At 33.5% G+C, this 18,093-nt stretch carries 16 protein-coding genes; 10 read left to right on the top strand and 6 right to left on the bottom strand.

Annotation, left to right across the window (positions count from 1 at the left end; translation table 11 throughout):
* The first annotated feature begins 3 nt into the window (after positions 1-3).
* A complete protein-coding gene (locus tag WHC90_RS03500) occupies positions 4-2,493 on the top strand; it encodes a GumC family protein (protein WP_188599385.1) in 2,490 nt (829 codons plus the stop codon).
* Positions 2,494-2,569: 76 nt separating this feature from the next.
* Here the strand turns inward: WHC90_RS03500 and fumC are convergent, their stop codons facing one another.
* The gene (gene fumC, locus WHC90_RS03495; RefSeq protein ID WP_188599386.1) at positions 2,570-3,967 is read right to left on the bottom strand and encodes a class II fumarate hydratase; all 1,398 of its coding nucleotides are present in this window, start codon (positions 3,965-3,967) and stop codon (positions 2,570-2,572) included.
* Positions 3,968-4,123: 156 nt separating this feature from the next.
* Here fumC and WHC90_RS03490 point away from each other — a divergent pair, with 156 nt between their 5' ends.
* Entirely contained in the window at positions 4,124-4,297 is a 174-nt protein-coding gene (locus WHC90_RS03490) for a hypothetical protein (RefSeq protein ID WP_188599387.1), read from the top strand.
* 77 nt (positions 4,298-4,374) lie between these two features.
* On the opposite strand, the gene WHC90_RS03485 is transcribed toward WHC90_RS03490, so the two are convergent.
* The 3 genes from WHC90_RS03485 to prfB form a co-directional block, all read right to left on the bottom strand.
* Positions 4,375-6,831, bottom strand: coding sequence for an outer membrane beta-barrel family protein (locus tag WHC90_RS03485; RefSeq protein ID WP_188599388.1), 2,457 nt, complete (start codon positions 6,829-6,831; stop codon positions 4,375-4,377).
* A gap of 114 nt (positions 6,832-6,945) precedes the next feature.
* Positions 6,946-7,287, bottom strand: a complete 342-nt coding sequence (gene arsC / locus WHC90_RS03480; RefSeq protein ID WP_188599389.1) for an arsenate reductase (glutaredoxin) — start codon at positions 7,285-7,287, stop codon at positions 6,946-6,948.
* A gap of 20 nt (positions 7,288-7,307) precedes the next feature.
* The gene (prfB, locus tag WHC90_RS03475) at positions 7,308-8,399 is read right to left on the bottom strand and encodes a peptide chain release factor 2 (RefSeq protein WP_188599390.1); all 1,092 of its coding nucleotides are present in this window, start codon (positions 8,397-8,399) and stop codon (positions 7,308-7,310) included.
* A 97-nt stretch (positions 8,400-8,496) separates the two neighbouring features.
* Between prfB and WHC90_RS03470 the strand changes: the two genes are divergently transcribed.
* Both WHC90_RS03470 and WHC90_RS03465 read left to right on the top strand, forming a co-directional pair.
* Complete coding sequence (locus WHC90_RS03470) at positions 8,497-10,890, top strand: zinc-dependent metalloprotease (RefSeq protein ID WP_188599391.1); 2,394 nt, start codon at positions 8,497-8,499, stop codon at positions 10,888-10,890.
* Positions 10,891-10,912: 22 nt separating this feature from the next.
* The gene (locus tag WHC90_RS03465; RefSeq protein WP_188599392.1) at positions 10,913-11,932 is read left to right on the top strand and encodes a threonine aldolase family protein; all 1,020 of its coding nucleotides are present in this window, start codon (positions 10,913-10,915) and stop codon (positions 11,930-11,932) included.
* 33 nt (positions 11,933-11,965) lie between these two features.
* Here the strand turns inward: WHC90_RS03465 and WHC90_RS03460 are convergent, their stop codons facing one another.
* Complete coding sequence (locus WHC90_RS03460) at positions 11,966-12,607, bottom strand: hypothetical protein (protein WP_188599393.1); 642 nt, start codon at positions 12,605-12,607, stop codon at positions 11,966-11,968.
* 2 nt (positions 12,608-12,609) lie between these two features.
* Entirely contained in the window at positions 12,610-13,104 is a 495-nt protein-coding gene (locus WHC90_RS03455) for an RNA polymerase sigma factor (protein ID WP_188599394.1), read from the bottom strand.
* 122 nt (positions 13,105-13,226) lie between these two features.
* Here WHC90_RS03455 and WHC90_RS03450 point away from each other — a divergent pair, with 122 nt between their 5' ends.
* The 6 genes from WHC90_RS03450 to WHC90_RS03425 are packed head-to-tail and all read left to right on the top strand — an operon-like array spanning position 13,227 to position 18,085.
* A complete protein-coding gene (locus WHC90_RS03450) occupies positions 13,227-14,117 on the top strand; it encodes a MerR family transcriptional regulator (RefSeq protein WP_188599395.1) in 891 nt (296 codons plus the stop codon).
* Positions 14,118-14,171: 54 nt separating this feature from the next.
* Complete coding sequence (locus tag WHC90_RS03445) at positions 14,172-15,641, top strand: phytoene desaturase family protein (protein WP_188599396.1); 1,470 nt, start codon at positions 14,172-14,174, stop codon at positions 15,639-15,641.
* On the top strand, positions 15,638-16,480 hold the full coding sequence (locus WHC90_RS03440) for a phytoene/squalene synthase family protein (protein ID WP_188599397.1): 843 nt from the start codon (positions 15,638-15,640) through the stop codon (positions 16,478-16,480). Before WHC90_RS03445 ends, WHC90_RS03440 begins: the two co-directional genes overlap by 4 nt.
* Entirely contained in the window at positions 16,480-16,926 is a 447-nt protein-coding gene (locus WHC90_RS03435) for a sterol desaturase family protein (RefSeq protein ID WP_188599398.1), read from the top strand. The genes WHC90_RS03440 and WHC90_RS03435 overlap by 1 nt, the downstream gene beginning before the upstream one ends.
* Positions 16,927-17,631 (top strand): lycopene cyclase domain-containing protein, encoded by a 705-nt coding sequence (locus WHC90_RS03430; protein ID WP_188599399.1) that lies wholly within the window; start codon positions 16,927-16,929, stop codon positions 17,629-17,631. It abuts the gene before it with no gap.
* A complete protein-coding gene (locus WHC90_RS03425) occupies positions 17,615-18,085 on the top strand; it encodes a TspO/MBR family protein (RefSeq protein ID WP_188599400.1) in 471 nt (156 codons plus the stop codon). Before WHC90_RS03430 ends, WHC90_RS03425 begins: the two co-directional genes overlap by 17 nt.
* Positions 18,086-18,093 lie beyond the last annotated feature (8 nt).

The raw sequence follows: 18,093 nt of genomic DNA, 5'->3' as shown, positions 1-18,093 counted from the left end.
TTTATGAACAAAAAATCTTCTTTAGATACCAACTCACAACATAGTATAGACATTAAGTCTTATGTGTATAAGATCCTTGCCTATTGGAAACTTTTTACAGTAACCATAATCATTGGTTTTATCATCGCCAATTTTATGAATGGTTTTAAAGAAAAAAAGTATAGTTTAGATACGACACTTAGTGTTAAAGAAGAAAATAATCCTTTGTTTTCAACAGGAACCAATATTGCCTTTAACTGGGGAGGAGAAAGCAATGCGATAGGGACTGTAAAGGTAATTTTAGGATCCAGAACTCATAATGAAAAAGTTGTAGATAGTTTGCAATTTTATGTAAGTTACTTAATTGATGGCAAATACCGTCTTGAAGATGTCTATGGAAAAACACCTTTCAAAGTTATAGTTCAGAAAAATAAACCTCAATTGTACGGAAAGCTTATTCAAGTTGATGCTATAGCAAAAGATAGAGTGCGGTTAACTACTACTTTTAATGAGTCCAATATCAATAAATTAATAACCTATACTGATAGTGAATCTATAAAAAAGTCTGGAAATATTTATTCAGAATATGTGTCTACTGATCTAGAATATTCGGGAGAATTTGATACAAATGAATCGATTAATATTCCCTTTTTAAATATTTATTTAAACACAAAAAGAGACTTAGTTCCAGGTGAGTCCTATTATATCCGTTTTGATAGTTTTGACGGCACAGTAGCTTCTTATAAAAACATTCGAGTATCTGATGTTGGAGACGGTGCCTCTATCTTAAAATTACAGTTAGAAGGTTCTAATACAAATAGAATTGTCGATTATTTAAACGCCTCTGTTGCAGTGTTGGAGAAAGACAAGATGCAGCAAAAAGTTGCCTATGCAAAAAACACAAAAAAATATATAGATGAACTATTCCTCAAAGAAGCCGATAGCTTAAAGAAAATTGAGACAGCTTTAAGAGATTTTAAGGAGCAAAATAACACCTATGATTTAAGTGAAGAAGGTACTTTGATTTTTGATAAAATAACTGAATATGATAGGCAAAGAATTGATTTAGAGAACAATATTCAAAATTTAGATTCTCTGAGAAATTATGTGGTAAATAGAAAAAAATATACTTCTTCTATTCCAGTACCGGCGATCACAGAAATGCCAGATGGTAAAATATCATCTCAGATCACCAATTTAATTCAAAAATCAGTACAAAGGGAGTTGTTTTCTGAAGTTGCAAAAGATAATCACCCAGAAATGATTGCTTTAGACAATGAAATTAAAAGAATTAAGCAAGTACTGCTAGAAAATATAAGCACCCTAAGATCAAAATTTTCCACGGCTCTTCAAAAGGTAGATGTACTTTTAAATGAATCTGAAAGCTCTTTAAAGGTATTGCCATTTATACAGCAAAACCTTATTAAGTTTCAAAGAAATTTTGAAATATCTGAAGCCAATTATAATTATTTGAAGCAGAAGAGTTATGAAGCAGGTACAACCATACAGGCTACAGTATCTGATATTAAGGTTATTGATACAGCAAAGGATTTAAACAGTGGGCCTATTTACCCAATTCCTACTTTTAATTATTTGGTGGCTTTTATGCTAAGTGTAGTTCTCCCTCTTTTTTATATCATTGTAGTGGAGGTATTGGATAACAAGATTCACAGTGTAGAGGAGATAGAGAATAATTACAGTATCCCTGTTCTTGGGGTTGTTGGAAGAAACAATTGGAAAAATAATTTAGCTGTTTTTGAAAAACCAAAATCTACTGTAGCAGAATCGTTTAGAGCTTTGCGATCAAATATTCAATTTTTGTTTAAATCGACTAGCGCTGATTCTAAATCAAAAACCTTGATATTAACATCTTCTGTTAGTGGGGAAGGAAAAACCATGATTTCTATTAACATGGCTTCTGTTTTTGCCTTAGGAGGTAAAAAAACAGTCTTAGTAGGTATGGATTTAAGAAAACCTAAAATTTTCAATGATTTTGAATTGTCTAATGAGCTAGGTGTTGTGAATTACTTGATTAATCAAAATTCTATAGAAGAGATTATTCATAAGACTCAGGTTCCGAATTTAGATTTGATTTTAGCAGGTCCTATCCCTCCAAATCCTTCGGAGTTGCTTTTGAGTGAGAATACTGACAGACTAATTAAACGTTTGCAAGAAGAATATGATTATGTAATTATTGATACACCTCCTGTTGGTCTAGTATCTGATGCGCTAGAATTATTTAAATATTCTGATGCGATTATTTATGTTATTCGTCAAAATTATTCAGAAAAAGGAATGATGAAAATGATTGATGACAAATACGGTAATAAAGAAGTAAATAACGTAAGTTATGTCTTAAATGACTTCTCTGTTAGTAATAAATATGGTTATGGCTACGGTTATGGCTATGGCTATGGCTATGGTTATGGAAACTACAGCAGTGGTTATCATGAAAACGATAAGCCTAAAAATATATTTAGCAAGCTGTTAAGCTTAATTGTTCCTAAGAAATAAAATACTAATATATTCTATAAAAAAAGTCCTTATCAATATTGATAAGGACTTTTTTTATGCGATTCTGATTGCTGTACTATTTTAGACCGCCAATCATTTCTTCTGGTTTTACCCATTCATCATATTGCTCTGCTGTTACATAGCCCAACCGAACTGCTTCTTCTTTTAAAGTTGTTCCGTTTTGATGTGCAGTATTTGCAATTTCTGCCGCTTTATAATAACCTATTTTAGTATTTAATGCGGTTACTAACATTAGCGAGTTGTTTACTAGTTCTGTGATTCTTGTGTGATTTGGTTCGATTCCAGATGCACAGTGCAAATCAAAAGATACACAAGCGTCACCAATTAATTGAGCAGACTGTAATAAGTTGGCTGCCATCATTGGTTTAAAAACATTTAACTCGTAATGTCCTTGTGTTCCACCAACAGTAATTGCAACATCATTACCCATTACTTGTGCACAAACCATAGTAATAGCTTCTGCTTGAGTTGGGTTTACTTTTCCGGGCATGATAGAGCTACCTGGTTCATTTGCGGGGATAATGAGTTCACCAATCCCTGAACGTGGTCCAGAGGCCATCATACGGATGTCATTGGCTATTTTGTTTAAAGATACCGCAAGTTGTTTTAAGGCACCGTGAGTTTCTACCAAAGCATCATGAGCAGCCAAAGCTTCAAATTTATTTTCAGCGGTAACAAAAGGAAGACCTGTAAATTTTGCTATGTACTTTGCAACGAGAACATCATAGCCTTTAGGTGTATTTAGTCCTGTTCCGACAGCAGTTCCACCAAGTGCTAATTGAGAAAGGTGTTCTAAAGAATTATTCAAAGCTTTTAGACCAAAGTTTAATTGCGCTACATAGCCTGAGAATTCTTGACCAAGCGTTAATGGGGTTGCATCCATTAAGTGAGTTCTTCCTATTTTAACCACAGATTTAAAAGCCTCTGATTTGGCCTTTAAGGTGTCTCTTAATTGAGTGATTCCTGGGATTGTAGTCTTTACGATTTTCTCGTAAGCTGCAATATGCATTCCTGTAGGAAAGGTATCATTTGAAGATTGTGATTTATTTACATCATCATTGGGTTGGATGGTTTTTTCACCTTCACCAATAACCTTTCCTGCAATCTCATGGGCTCTGTTAGCTATAACTTCATTGCAATTCATGTTAGATTGTGTACCTGAGCCTGTTTGCCAAATAACCAAAGGAAATTGATCGTTGTGTTTACCAGCTAATATTTCATCACAAACCTGAGCGATTAAATCTCTTTTTTCTTCAGCTAAAACGCCAAGTTCACAATTTGCATAGGCTGCTGCTTTTTTTAAATAGGCAAACCCATTAATAATTTCTATTGGCATAGAAGCAGGAGGGCCAATTTTAAAGTTGTTTCTAGAGCGCTCTGTTTGTGCACCCCAATATTTGTCAGCAGGGACTTCTACTTGTCCCATGGTGTCTTTTTCGATTCTAAATTTCATGGTATGGATTCGTTTTTTGATACCACAAATTTACTAAAAGTATCACAATGAGCTATCAACAAGCTTTAAAATACTAGTATAAATTATTTTTTATTTCTTTCGATAACTAAAAAATATGTATTATTTTTGTTTCATATTAATTTTATAGAATTTCAAATGTTAGATTTTTCAGAATTTTCAGGATTTTTATTGTTCATGTTTATTTTTACGGCAGGTTTTTGGCTTTTAATCTTCCTTTTAACATTTGTAGTGCCTTATTGGATCGGCGGAACTATTATGGAAAACATCAAATTGAAAAAAGAAGCTAGAAAAGCAGCTGAAAAAAAATAATATTTTTTTAAAAAATAGATCATAAAAAAAAGCATCCAATTTTAATTGGATGCTTTTTTATTGCTTGTTGGTTTTGATTATTTACCAAAACCTTCTCCTCCACCAAAATCATCTTCTTGCTGTTGAGGGGCTCTATCTTTCTTTTGGCTACTGTTTTGTTGATTAAATCTATAGGTAAAACTCAAGGTAATTTGACGTTGTCTCCACTGATATTCTCCATATGTTTCTGAATTTGGAGTGTATGAGGTTGATTGTCTTTTTCTAGAGTTAAATAGATCGCTGATATTTAATACCAAAGTTCCATTGTCTTTCATTAAGTCTTTACTAAATGCAAGATTGGTAGAAAACATTCCTTTGCTTTTGCTCTGAGCACCCTCTTGTGGTCCATTATATTGGAATCTTGTTTGCCATTGAATGTCAGATGGTAGGGTTACTTTTGCATTTAAACGCGTAAACCAACTGGTGTTTTGAGCTCCAAAATCTTGGGTAATAACTTGATTGTTTGAATTGGTGTATTCAAAAATACCTTCGGTTTTAAATCCAAAGTAGTTAAAACTTCCAGAAAAATTAACCTTCTTAGAAAGTGTGTAGTTGGCAGTTAATTCAAAACCATATCTATCTTCTTGTGCTAAGTTAATTGGGGTTCTTAATAAAACAGGCACTCCATTTACAAAATCACCTCTTTCTTGAGTTACAAACTGAAAAATATCTGTTGAATGATTAAAGTATACTGATGAGTTTAAAGTCATGTTTTCCCATTTCTTTAAATATCCAAAGTCGTATGAAGTTGTGTATGTTGGGTTTAAATCAACATTTCCTTTAAAGATGTTGGTTTCTGAGCTTCTAGATTCAAAAGGATTTAAAAACCTTGATCTCGGTCTTCTTAGACGCTTACTTACTCCTAAGGTGAAACTTTCACTGTCGTTTAATTCATACCCAAAGTTTACAGTTGGGAAGAATTTAGAGTAGTTCTTCTCATAGTTTACATTGGTCGTTAAAAGGTTGATTTTAATATCTGAAATTTCATTTCTCACTCCTACTAAAAATGAAAATTTTTCAAATTTTCTACCGTATTGACCGTAAAGAGCATACACATTTTGTTCAAAAATTAAATTGTTAGAAGGGTCATATGTAGCAGGAACATTAGGTAAATTTTTGTAATCAGTATTAGATTTTTCTAAATCACCTTTAAAACCAAACTCTAATTGAGATCCTTCGCCAAAAGGATATACATAATCAACTTGAACCAGCTTTTTGGTAGATTCATCTACAGTTATATTATCTTCTACAAATGCTGAATTTTGAAAGATGTTTCCAAATTCATCTTGATTGCTCTTACTGTATTGAAAATCAACACTCAACTGATGACCAATGGTGTTAAATTTATTGGTGTAATTTAATGAATATTGAATAGTATTTGAGTCTTGATTCTCATTTTCTATTCTCAAACGATTTGAAGTAACCGTTCTGTTAATGTCGAAAATATCTACATTATTACTAGAAAAACTTTCATTACTAGATTTTCTATAGACAATGTTTGCTAAAATCGAGCTGTTGTCCGTTAAATAATATTCAACTCCAAAACTGGTGTTAAACCCTTTGTTTAAACGATTGCTTTCTCTTACTTCTTTTAAATACCCTGTGGTATTACCATTTGCATCAAAATAAGTTACATCATTAAATGAACTTCCTGGTCCATTTCTATAGTTGTATCCAGTATTGTTAAAAATATTGAACTTTTTTGTTCTGTAATTTAGGTTTGCAGAAATCCCATATTGCTCAGGATTTCCAATTTTTGGGTTGATAGACCCATTAAAACCAGTTACTTTTCCTTTTCTTAAGATGATGTTTAAGATTCCTGCAGTACCTTCAGCATCGTATCGAGCAGATGGAGATGTTATCAATTCAACACGCTCTATTGCATCAGCAGGTAATTGACGTAAAGCACTTGCTCCATCTAATCCAACCAAGGCAGAAGGTTTCCCATCAATCAAAATTCGTACGTTTTCATTACCGCGTAAGCTAACATTACCTTCGACATCAACACTTACAGAAGGGATATTGTCAAGTACATCACTAACATTACCTCCTTTAACGGTAAGATCTTTACCAACATTGTATATTTTTTTATCCAAACGAATATCAACTGTAGATTTCTCTGGCATAATATTAACTTCTTCTAACATCTGACCATCTTCTACTAAGGCGATCGTTCCTAAGTTCAAATCTTTGTCTACAACTCTGTTTTTATATGTAACGGTTTTGAAAGAAATAAATTCGATACTGATATCGTAAGTTCCACTTGGGGCAGTAATGCTAAAATCTCCACTGCTGTCTGAGATTCCACCAGATATTTTTTGTGTTTTGACGTCTTTTAAAACTACTGTGCCGTATTCTAATGGTTCTTTAGTTGCAGCATCAATAATTTTTCCAGTTATTTTAATTGTTTTGGCTTGATCTAGCGGTTTTTGACCTTGGGCAAGCATTGAAGTAATGCTAAAAAGGTAAATAAATACAAAAGTTAATCTTCTCATTAGTCTGTTTTAAATAATTCTTATAAATATTTATGACTGCAAAGGAACAGTTTAGTTTAATAAGGAAATAGTTAAAGTTCTGTTAAAGAAAAAAAAGCACCGAAAAGTGCTCCTTTATAAAATATCATTAATTCGTTCTGTAGGCCTTCCAATTACTGCTTTTTTATTGTTTACAACGATAGGTCGTTCAATGAGTTTGGGGTTTGTTACCATGATGTTCAAAAGCTCATCTTCAGTGTGATTTTGACCTTTAAAATTCTCCTTCCAGGTTTTCTCATTTTTACGTACTAAATCAATCGCGGGGATGTCTAAAAGTAGAAGTATTTCTTTTAATTCATCTATAGTAATCGGAGTTTCTAAATACTTAATTACTTCAAAGGGTTTTCCAGAGGCTTCTACTAACGCTAAGCCCAATCTAGATTTACTGCATCTATTGTTATGGTAAATTTTAATCATCGTATTGTGTGAGTTTTTGTTTATTTTTTTTGACCGTTGACCATCAAGAAAGCTTTTAAAAAAGCATCAATATCGCCATTCATAACAGCTTCTACGTTTCCTGTTTCATAGGCTGTTCGTACATCTTTGACTAGCTTATAAGGATGCATTACATAGTTTCTGATTTGACTTCCCCATTCATTTTTTAATTTTCCAGCTTCGATGTCAGCTCTGGCTTCTTGTCTTTTTTTAAGTTCAATCTCATAGAGTTGAGATTTAAGCATTTGTAGAGCAGTAGCTCGGTTGTCATGCTGAGATCTAGAGTTGGAACACTGAATTTGAATACCAGTAGGTTTGTGAGTTAATTGCACCTTTGTTTCTACTTTGTTTACATTTTGCCCACCAGCTCCACTAGAACGAGCGGTTGTAATTTCTATGTCTGCTGGGTTAATTTCAACTTCAATTGAATCATCAGCAACAGGATAAACATATACAGAAGCAAAAGAGGTATGTCTTTTTGCATTGCTGTCAAAAGGAGATATTCGAACCAGGCGATGTACGCCGTTCTCTCCTTTTAGCCAACCAAAGGCATAATCACCATCAAACTCTAAAGTAACGGTTTTAATACCGGCTGTATCACCTGTCTGATAGTTAAGTTCTTTTATTTTAAAGCCATTTTTTTCTGCCCACATCATATACATTCTCATGAGCATCTCAGCCCAATCACAACTTTCAGTACCACCGGCACCTGCAGTAATTTGTATCACAGCACTTAAATCATCTCCTTCATCTGAGAGCATATTTCTAAACTCAACACTCTCTAAATAATTGATGGTTTTTTCAAACTGAGCATCTATCTCTTCTTCGGCAACTTCACCTTCTTTGTAGAACTCTAGTAAAACAGAAAGGTCTTCAGACATGGCTACAAGTTTATTGTAATCATTAACCCACTTTTTTTTAAAACGCAGCACTTTCATAAAAGCTTCCGCTTCTTTGGGTTTGTTCCAAAAATCTGGGTCGACAGTTTTTTCTTCCTCATTGCTTATCTCAATGAGTTTTTGATCGATGTCTAAATAGTCTTTGAGTTTGCCTATTCTATCAGCAACATCTTTAATCTGTTCTTGTGTAATCATAATTAATTACAAAAATAAGGGTTTTATTGATATTTATTATTTTAATCAATCTAAATTCTCGTTGCTTTTTTATAGTTTTATAAAAAATATTTACACCATGAAAAAAATCACCTTAATCATTCTTTTTGTCTTTAGCTGTCAAGTAGGTTTTGCCCAGTTTTTTAAAGACAGTAAAACAGTAACAAAGCATCAAGGCTATGTTCCTTTTTATTACGATTCAAGCACCGATAAAATTTACTTAGAAGTCAAAGATTTAAACAAGGAGTTTTTATATGTACGGGCCTTATCAGAAGGAGTTGGTTCTAATGACATCGGTTTAGACAGAGGTCAGCTTGGAAGTGGTGTCGTTGTTTACTTTCAAAAGGCAGGAAATAAAATCTTATTGGTTCAGCCCAACTTAAAGTTTAGAGCTATTACTGATAATGAAGAAGAAAAAAAATCAATAAAAGAGGCTTTTGCCAAATCTGTATTACACGGTTTTGTAATTAAAGAAACTAAAAACAAGACGTATTTGGTTGATGCAACTTCATTTTTTATGAGAGATGCACATGGGGTTGCAAAAACCTTGGCCAATAGCAATAATGGGTCTTATAGTTTAGACAAGTCAAGAAGTGCATTTAATATGGATAGAACCAAAGCCTTTGAGAAAAATGTTGAGTTTGATGTTTTGCTTACTTTTAAAGGAACTCCAAGAGGTAGAAACATCAACAGTGTTACACCAGATGCAACTGCTGTAACAGTCTATCAGCATCATTCTTTTGTAGATTTGCCAGATGGAAATTACAAACCTAGAGTTTTTGACCCGCGTTCTGGTTCATTTGCGATGTCATATATGGATTATGCTACGCCAGTAGATCAGTCTATTACCAAACGATTTATTTACCGCCACAGATTGGAGAAGAAAAACCCAAATGCAGCCATTAGTGAGCCGGTAGAGCCAATTGTTTATTATTTAGACCCAGGAACTCCAGAGCCAGTTAGATCAGCCTTATTAGAAGGTGCTAGATGGTGGAATCAAGCTTTTGAAGCTGCTGGATATAAAAATGCTTTTCAAGTAAAAATGTTGCCTAAAGGAGCAGATCCATTAGATGTACGCTATAATGTAATTCAATGGGTGCACCGTTCTACCAGAGGATGGAGTTATGGAGGAAGTATTTCTGATCCTAGAACTGGAGAAATTATAAAAGGACATGTAAGTTTAGGTTCGTTGAGAATTCGTCAAGATTTTTTAATAGCCCAGGCTTTGCAAGCACCTTATGCTACAAGCACAGCTAAGGACAAATTTGCACTTGATATGGCTTTGGCTAGAATTCGTCAGTTGTCAGCCCATGAGGTAGGGCATACCTTAGGCTTTGCACATAATTTTGCTGCAAGTACTAATAATAGAGCCTCTGTGATGGATTATCCACACCCTAAGTTTACGTTAAAAAACAATCGAATCGATTTTTCTGATGCCTATGCTACAGGTATTGGAGCTTGGGATAAAGTAATTGTTGCCTATTCATATCAAGAATTTAAAAATAATGAAGAAGCTCAATTGCAGAAGATCTTAAATAGTGCTTCTGAAAAAGGATTGCGCTATATGACAGATCAAGATGCTAGATCAAAAGGAAGTGCACATGCTTATGCTCATTTGTGGGATAATGGCACGAGTGCTTCTGAAGAATTGGAGAATTTATTGTCAATTAGAAAAGCAGCCATCTCAAAGTTTTCTACAGATAATATAAAAACAGGTGAGCCTTACTCTGTATTAGAAGATGTTTTTGTGCCTTTGTATTTCTTGCATCGTTTTCAAACCGAGGCTGCATCAAAATTGATTGGAGGTTTAGATTATACTTATGCAGTGAAGGGAGCTAATCAAAAAATAGTAGAGAGAATCTCAGGGAAAGTAGAAAGAGCTGCATTAAAATCACTACTGCAAACCATTGATGTAAACACCATTGCAATACCAGTTTCAAAATTGAATTTATTTCCACCAAGAGCTACAGGGTTTGGAAGGTCAAGAGAGTCTTTTAGTAGTAAGGTAGGTTTGGAGTTTGATCCTTATGGTGCTGTAGAAACCGCTTCAGAAATGACCTTAGAATTGTTGTTTCATCCACAGAGAGCATCGAGATTGGTTTTGCATAAAAGCATGGATAAGTCTCAATTGGGTTTGGATGAGTTAATTGATCAAGTGGTTGCAAATAGCATAAAAAAATCACACGCTGATAGCTATTTACAAGAATTGCAAAACGTGGTGAACAATCAGGTCTTAAATCAATTGTTCTATTTGGCTGCAAATAAAAGTTTGTACAAGCAGGTTACTGCCATAGTCTATTATAAATTAGATGAAATAAAGGCGTATTTAAGAGGAAACAAAACTAAAGGGACTCAAAAAATGTTTGAAGCAGAATTGATAAAAAGCATTGATGCATTTAAGAAATCTCCAGATAGTTATAAAAAAGTAAGTTCACCAAAAATCCCAGATGGATCTCCTATCGGGATGGATTAAGTAAAGACAGTTATAAAGTATTATGGAAATTAATTTAATTAGCGATACAGTTACAAAGCCAACCAAGGGTATGTTAGATGCCATGTTTAAAGCAGAGGTAGGGGATGATGTTTTTAAAGCCGATCCCACCGTTAATGCTTTACAGGCTAAAGCAGCCGCTCTTTTCGGAAAAGAAGCAGCACTGTTTTTTCCTTCTGGAACCATGGCAAATCAAGCAGCAATAAAATTACACACGCAACCCGGTGATAAAATGTACTGTGATAAATGGGGACATGTATACAATTTTGAAGGAGGAGGAGCTGCATTTAACTCAGGGGTAACAAGTCATTTGATTGACGGAGAGCGAGGAATGTTTACTGCAAATCAGTTAGAAGCAGCGATTTCTGGTCGGTCAGATATTCACGTTCCTTATAGTCGTTTGGTTTGCATAGAGAATACAACAAACAAAGGAGGTGGAGCTTGTTGGGATTTTGAAGAATTGAAGAAAATACAAGAGTTATCAAAGACTAATGATTTGGCGTATCACTTGGATGGTGCGCGTTTGTTTAATGCACTTGTGGCTAAAAATGAAACACCATTACAATATGGAGCTTTGTTTGATACCATCTCAATTTGTTTGTCTAAAGGATTAGGAGCTCCAATAGGATCCATCTTATTAGGCTCATATGAGGATATGGAAAAAGCTTTGAGAATCCGAAAATTATTTGGTGGAGCAATGCGCCAAGCAGGTTACCTAGCCGCTGCAGGGATTTATGCATTGGATCATCATATAGATCGCTTGGAAGAGGATCATCAAAGAGCTATTCAGATAGGTATTGCTTTAGAGGCTTGCTCTTTTGTAAAGAAAGTAGAACCGATAGAAACCAATATTGTTATATTTTATACACAAGACGGTGTAGATGAGGTTGATTTTGTGACTAAAATGAAGGCCAAAAATATTCATTTTATTTCTATGGGTGATGGCAAGTTGAGAATGGTGACACATTTAGACTTTACAGATGCAATGCTCCAAAAATTACAGAAAGAATTAAAAGAGTTTTAAAAAAAAGCTCCAGAGTTGTCTCTGGAGCTTTTTTTAATTAAGATGTTCTAAAGAGTCTAGCTCTTTATAGTTTTTATTAAGCTTCTTAAGTAGTGTGCCGTAGGTTATTTTATAAAATAACCATAAGATCAAAAGCATTACGAGTAAAGAGGCTATTTGTAAGATTAAAGTAACTGACAATAATTTGCTTGCACTAATCTCTAAATGATCAGGATTCATGGTTTCTATCAAAGTGTCTGGGTGAGAAAACATTACAATATTAATAACGATAGTAGTTACAACAAAGCCAATTAAGTTGTAGTACACATAAAATTTAACCGTTTTACGAACCTTTAAGATTTTGTTCATCAATTTCTTGGTGCTCTCATGGATAGCTACTGCAGTATAGTTCTTGTAGAATAATACCAAAAATAATACAACTACCACATAATGTAGTATGGTAAAATAGTATACAAACCCTGTAAGGTTAAAGTCTTTATAGACTTCTAAAAAGCTATCTGGGACTATTAACCCTAGGCCAGACCAAAATAAAAGTTCTAAGATTCCAATGATTAGGATCCATTTTACGATAGATGACGATTTTGAATGCGCCATTTTATAGATATCAACTTTAGAAACCTTATTGGTTTCTTCTGGTTGATTTTTCCATGTTGATTTTAATTTGTCTAAATCCATATTTATGGGATTAACACTTGTCTTAATTTGTCTTTTGCTCTATTCATTTTAACTCTTGCGTTTACTTCGCTAATCCCAAGAGTGTCTGATATTTCACGATAAGATTTTTCTTCTAAGTATAAAAAAATTAACGCCTTGTCGATATCATTTAATTGTCTAATCGCACCATATAGCGCTTTTAATTGCAATTCTTCAGTGTCATCATACTCTGAAGCTTTTATCCTGTACTCAAAATCACTAATGTCTTGAGTTTGTATGCTTTTCTTTGTTTTTCTGTATAAAGAGATAGCGGTGTTTAATGCCACTCGATACATCCAGGTACTAAATTTAGAGTCACCTCTAAAATTTTTGTAATTCTTCCAAAGCTGTATCGTTACTTCTTGAAACAAATCATTGTGTGCGTCTTGGTTATTTGTGTATATCCTGCATATCTTATGAACAATATTTTGATTTTCCTCAAAATCTGCTAAAAATTTATGCTCTAACTCTTTTTGCACTTTGTTTGGTTTAGTTTCAATAGTATAAGTAGCTCAAAAATACAGATTGTTACATAAATATGTCAAAAAGTTTTTATGTTTAATGAAAATGCGTACCTTTGTTTAATCAAAACCAATATAAGTTGAACAATATTAAATCTGAGTTTACGATTAAGGACCTTGAAAATTTATCAGGGATCAAAGCGCATACCATTAGAATTTGGGAAAAGCGATATAGTTTGTTACATCCAGAAAGAACGGATGGTAATATCAGGTTTTACGATCTTGAGAATTTACAAAAATTACTCAATGTTGTTTTTTTAATAGAGCAAGGGCACAAAATTTCAAAAGTAGCTAGTTTGTCAAATGAAGCCATCGTTTTGTTGGCTAGAGAATATGTTAATGCTAAGGCGATTAACGATAATGCGGTAAATGCACTAAAGATTTCGATGTTTAGTTTTGATGCGGTTTTGTTTAATAAGACTTACAATCAATTGTTGCTCAATAAGACCTTTGGTGATGTTTTTAAAAATGTCTTTATCCCTTTTTTAAATCATATCGGTTTTTTATGGCAAACACAAACTATAAACCCTGCAAATGAGCATTTTGCGTCAAATTTGATTGCTCAGAAAATTCATATAAATATTGAGCGATTACAGCAGAATTCACCAACAGATACATCAAAAACCTTCGTGTTGTTTTTGCCAGAAGGCGAGATTCATGAATTGGGCTTATTGTTTTTGTATTATGAGTTGTTGTTAAGAGGCCATAAGGTAGTGTACTTAGGGCAAAGCATTCCAATGGATAATATTGAGAGCTTATTAGAAATTGATTCTCAAGTTAATTTTGTATCTTCATTTACAGTTGTGCCTATGCACAATCAGTTTGAGACTTATTTAGATGGCATGCAAAAGCTTCTATCTAACAGTTCACACGAGTATTGGATTTTTGGATTTAAGGTAGTTGGTTATAATAAAGAAAAATACCCATTTAAGTTTTATGATGGTCTTTTAGATTTGCTAAAAGAACTATAATTTTTTTTAAATAGTATTTTTTTGTTTAATTATATTGTATATTTGTTGAACAAAATGAAAAATAAAATTTACATCATCGGTTCTGGGTTTTCTTCGCTATCTGCATCGTGCTATTTGGCCAAAGCAGGGTATGAAGTTATTGTACTAGAAAAAAACAGCACCCTTGGAGGTCGTGCTAGACAGTTAAAAAAAGAAGGTTTTACCTTTGATATTGGTCCAACCTGGTATTGGATGCCAGATGTTTTCGAAAGATTCTTTGCAGATTTTGACAAAAAACCAGCAGATTATTACCAATTAGAAAGGTTAAATCCAGCATATCAAGTATATTTTGATGTCTTAGATTCACTAACCATTTCTGGTGAGTTGGAAGAGATTTACGCACTGTTTGAAAAAGAAGAAAAAGGGAGCTCTAAGCATTTAAAAGATTTTTTAGCTGCAGCAAAGTTTAATTATAATGCTGCCATAAAAGAACTCGTTTACCGTCCGGGAGTGTCTCCTTTAGAGTTGGTAACTACTGATACCATTAGTAGAGTTTCTCAATTTTTCTCAACAATTAGAAAGCAAGTTAGAAAGCATATAAAGAGTGATAAATTAATTCAGATATTGGAATTTCCTGTACTCTTTCTTGGAGCAAAACCAAGCAATACACCTGCCTTTTATAATTTTATGAATTACGCAGATTTTGGTTTGGGTACTTGGCATCCCAAAGGAGGGATGTATAAGGTAATAGAAGCAATGACTACCTTAGCTACCAGTCTAGGTGTTCAATTTAAAACCAATGCTAGTGTAGACGAACTTTGTGTAAATGATCAAGGAGCTATTGAAGGGGTAGTTGTGAATGGCGAAAAACTAGAAGCAAATCTGGTTTTAAGTGGAGCTGATTACCATCATACAGAAACTTTGTTGCCTAAAAAATTTAGACAATACTCAGAGTCGTATTGGGAGAGTAAGGTGTTTGCTCCATCTTCTTTGTTGTTTTATGTAGGTCTGGATAAAAAGCTTAGCAATGTATGTCATCATACCTTGTTTTTTGATACAGATTTTGATGCGCATGCGGTGACAATTTACGACACGCCTAGTTGGCCAGAAAAACCTTTGTTTTATGCTAGTTTTTCTAGTATCACAGATGATACTTTAGCACCTAAAGGAAAAGAAGCCGCAACATTTCTTATTCCTTTAGCTCCAGGTTTAGAGGATACTCCAGAATTAAGAGAGCAGTATTTTAATCTTATAATTAACCGATTGGAGAAATTAACAGGTCAAGATGTAAAAGATAGCATATTGTTTAAAGAATCTTTCTGCGTCAATGATTTTGAAAAAGACTATAATTCATATAAAGGAAACGCCTATGGTCTGGCGAATATTTTAACTCAGACTGCTTTTTTAAGACCAAAAATTAAAAGCAAAAAAGTGAAGAATTTATTTTTTACAGGGCAACTAACGGTTCCTGGTCCGGGTGTACCACCTGCCTTAATTTCAGGTAAAATAGCATCCGATTTAATTTTTAAAACAGCTTTAAAATGAAACAAATATTCGATGAGGTTTCATTCAACTGTAGTAGGTTGGTGACCAAAAGTTACAGCACTTCATTTTCATTGGCCGTGAACATGTTGTCTCCTAAAATTAGAAAAGACATCTATAATGTGTATGGTTTTGTTCGTTTGGCGGATGAAATTGTCGATTCTTTTCATGATTATGATAAAGAAACGCTGCTGCGATTGTTTGAAGAGGATTATTACAGAGCAAAAAAAGACGGAATTAGCTTAAACCCAATTCTTAATGCTTTTCAGCAAACGGTCAAAGCCTATGATATTCCTGATGAGTTGATTCAGTCCTTTTTAAAGAGTATGAAATTTGACCTGCATAAAAACAATTATGCAACCAAAGAAGAATACGATGCTTATATCTATGGATCAGCAGACGTTGTGGGTTTAATTTGTTTAAAGATTTTTGTAGGTGGTGACCAATCAAAATACGATGAATTAAAAGATGCAGCCATGCATTTGGGATCTGCTTTTCAAAAAGTTAATTTTTTAAGAGATCTTAAAGATGATGTAGAGCTGTTAAACAGATCGTATTTTCCGATGGTTGATTTTAAATCATTGAGCGATGCATCTAAGAATAGCATTATTCAAGATATAGAAAATGATTTTGAAATTGCTTTTAAAAATGGTATATTGAAACTGCCAATAGAAGCTAAATTTGGTGTGTACATAGCATATCGATATTATAAAAAGCTTCTTAAAAAGTTAAAAAACACGCCATCGTCAAAAATTTTAGAAACGAGAATCAGGGTTTCAAACCCAATGAAAATAAACTTATTGGCTAGAAGTTATGTGAAATACAAATTAAATATCATCTAATGAATTTTGCACTCACTACACTGTTAACGTTTTTACTCATGGAAGGGATTACTTGGTGTACTCATAAATACATCATGCATGGCTTTGGTTGGTTCTTACATGAAGATCATCATCAGCCTGGCTATCCACATGTTTTTGAAAAAAATGACGCTTTTTTTGTTGTTTTTGCAGTACCGAGTATCCTGCTTTTTTACTTTGGAATTCGACCAGAGTTAAATGTGTTGTTTTTTATAGGTTTAGGGATTCTGTTCTATGGAATCGCTTATTTTTTAGTACACGATGTGTTAATCCATCGAAGATTTAAGTGGTTTAAAAATACAAATAATCAATATTTAAAAGGCTTGCGCAAAGCACATAAAATTCATCACAAGCATCTAGGGAAACCTGACGGAGAATGTTTTGGGATGCTGTTTGTGCCTTTAAAATATTTTAAAAAAGTGCAATAAATGAGTCAGTATTTATACCTCAGTCTTACACTTGGTAGCATTTTTATACCCATGCTGTATAGCATTTTTGAAAAAAAGTTTCACTTTATTCAATATGCTAAAATAGCCTTTGCCAGCATTGTGTTGGTAGCCATTCCATTTTTAATTTGGGATGCTCTTTTTACGCATTATGGTATTTGGGGATTTAATACAACCTATCACCTGCCTAAAACGTATTGGGGAATGCCGGTAGGTGAGTGGTTGTTTTTTATATGCATTCCGTATGCTTGTTTGTTTACCTCAGAGGTTTTGAAGTATTTATATCCAAAATTTAAAATTTCAAAAGGACTTGTGGTATTGATTAGTTTGTTTTTATTGTTTTTGATAGCTTATTTACTTTTGTTCAATTTTGGTAAATGGTATAGCACTGTAAATTTTATTGTTTTTATACTGCTAATTTTACTTGCTTTATATAAATATCAAGAGGCTTTACAGAGTTTTTACCCTATTTTTTTGGTGCTGTTAATTCCTTTTTTTCTTGTCAATGGAATTCTTACCGGTAGTTTTATAGATGAACCTGTGGTCTGGTACAATAATGAAGAAAACCTTGGGTTTAGAATTTTTACCATTCCCTTTGAAGATATTTTTTATGCCTTTACCCTGTTGTTTTCATCTCAGTTGATTTTTAATCATTTAAAAAGAAAATACCATGGAGAAAAAAGCTAGTCGATTTGTTCTTTTTTTAATTTTCAATTTTTTGGCCTTGTGGATTGGAACAATGTTAATGAAAAACGGACCTCAAGACCCTTGGTACTTAGCTCTAGAGAAAGCACCTTGGACACCTGCGGGCTGGTTTTTTGGAGCTGCATGGACAAGTATTATGGTTGCTTTTTCCTTTTATATGATGCAATTGAGCTTTCAGTTTAAGTGGTTAAATACCAAATTGATTTTGTTATACGGATTTCAATGGGTTTTAAATGTCGCTTGGAATTATGCCTTTTTTAATCAACAGGAAACATCCATAGGTTTGATAGTGATCATTGCGCTCTGGCTGCTTGTTGGCTTTTTTACTTTTAACTATTTAAAAAGACTCCGTTACCAAACCTTATTAATCGCACCTTATTTAATTTGGTTGACCATTGCAACGAGCTTAAATGTATATATCGTACTCTATAATTAACAAACACT

The organism is Polaribacter pacificus (assembly GCF_038024035.1).
Classification (GTDB): Bacteria; Bacteroidota; Bacteroidia; order Flavobacteriales; family Flavobacteriaceae; genus Polaribacter; species Polaribacter pacificus.
This window is presented reverse-complemented; position numbering and strand designations above follow the sequence as displayed.

Coding starts and splice junctions, on each gene's coding strand:
- WHC90_RS03445 (WP_188599396.1), top strand. CDS start 14,172: ATGAAAAATAAAATTTACATCATCGGTTCTGGGTTTTCTTCGCTATCT.
- WHC90_RS03435 (WP_188599398.1), top strand. CDS start 16,480: ATGAATTTTGCACTCACTACACTGTTAACGTTTTTACTCATGGAAGGG.
- WHC90_RS03425 (WP_188599400.1), top strand. CDS start 17,615: ATGGAGAAAAAAGCTAGTCGATTTGTTCTTTTTTTAATTTTCAATTTT.
- WHC90_RS03470 (WP_188599391.1), top strand. CDS start 8,497: ATGAAAAAAATCACCTTAATCATTCTTTTTGTCTTTAGCTGTCAAGTA.
- fumC (WP_188599386.1), bottom strand. CDS start 3,967: ATGAAATTTAGAATCGAAAAAGACACCATGGGACAAGTAGAAGTCCCT.
- arsC (WP_188599389.1), bottom strand. CDS start 7,287: ATGATTAAAATTTACCATAACAATAGATGCAGTAAATCTAGATTGGGC.
- WHC90_RS03485 (WP_188599388.1), bottom strand. CDS start 6,831: ATGAGAAGATTAACTTTTGTATTTATTTACCTTTTTAGCATTACTTCA.
- prfB (WP_188599390.1), bottom strand. CDS start 8,399: ATGATTACACAAGAACAGATTAAAGATGTTGCTGATAGAATAGGCAAA.
- WHC90_RS03440 (WP_188599397.1), top strand. CDS start 15,638: ATGAAACAAATATTCGATGAGGTTTCATTCAACTGTAGTAGGTTGGTG.
- WHC90_RS03460 (WP_188599393.1), bottom strand. CDS start 12,607: ATGGATTTAGACAAATTAAAATCAACATGGAAAAATCAACCAGAAGAA.
- WHC90_RS03490 (WP_188599387.1), top strand. CDS start 4,124: ATGTTAGATTTTTCAGAATTTTCAGGATTTTTATTGTTCATGTTTATT.
- WHC90_RS03465 (WP_188599392.1), top strand. CDS start 10,913: ATGGAAATTAATTTAATTAGCGATACAGTTACAAAGCCAACCAAGGGT.
- WHC90_RS03430 (WP_188599399.1), top strand. CDS start 16,927: ATGAGTCAGTATTTATACCTCAGTCTTACACTTGGTAGCATTTTTATA.
- WHC90_RS03500 (WP_188599385.1), top strand. CDS start 4: ATGAACAAAAAATCTTCTTTAGATACCAACTCACAACATAGTATAGAC.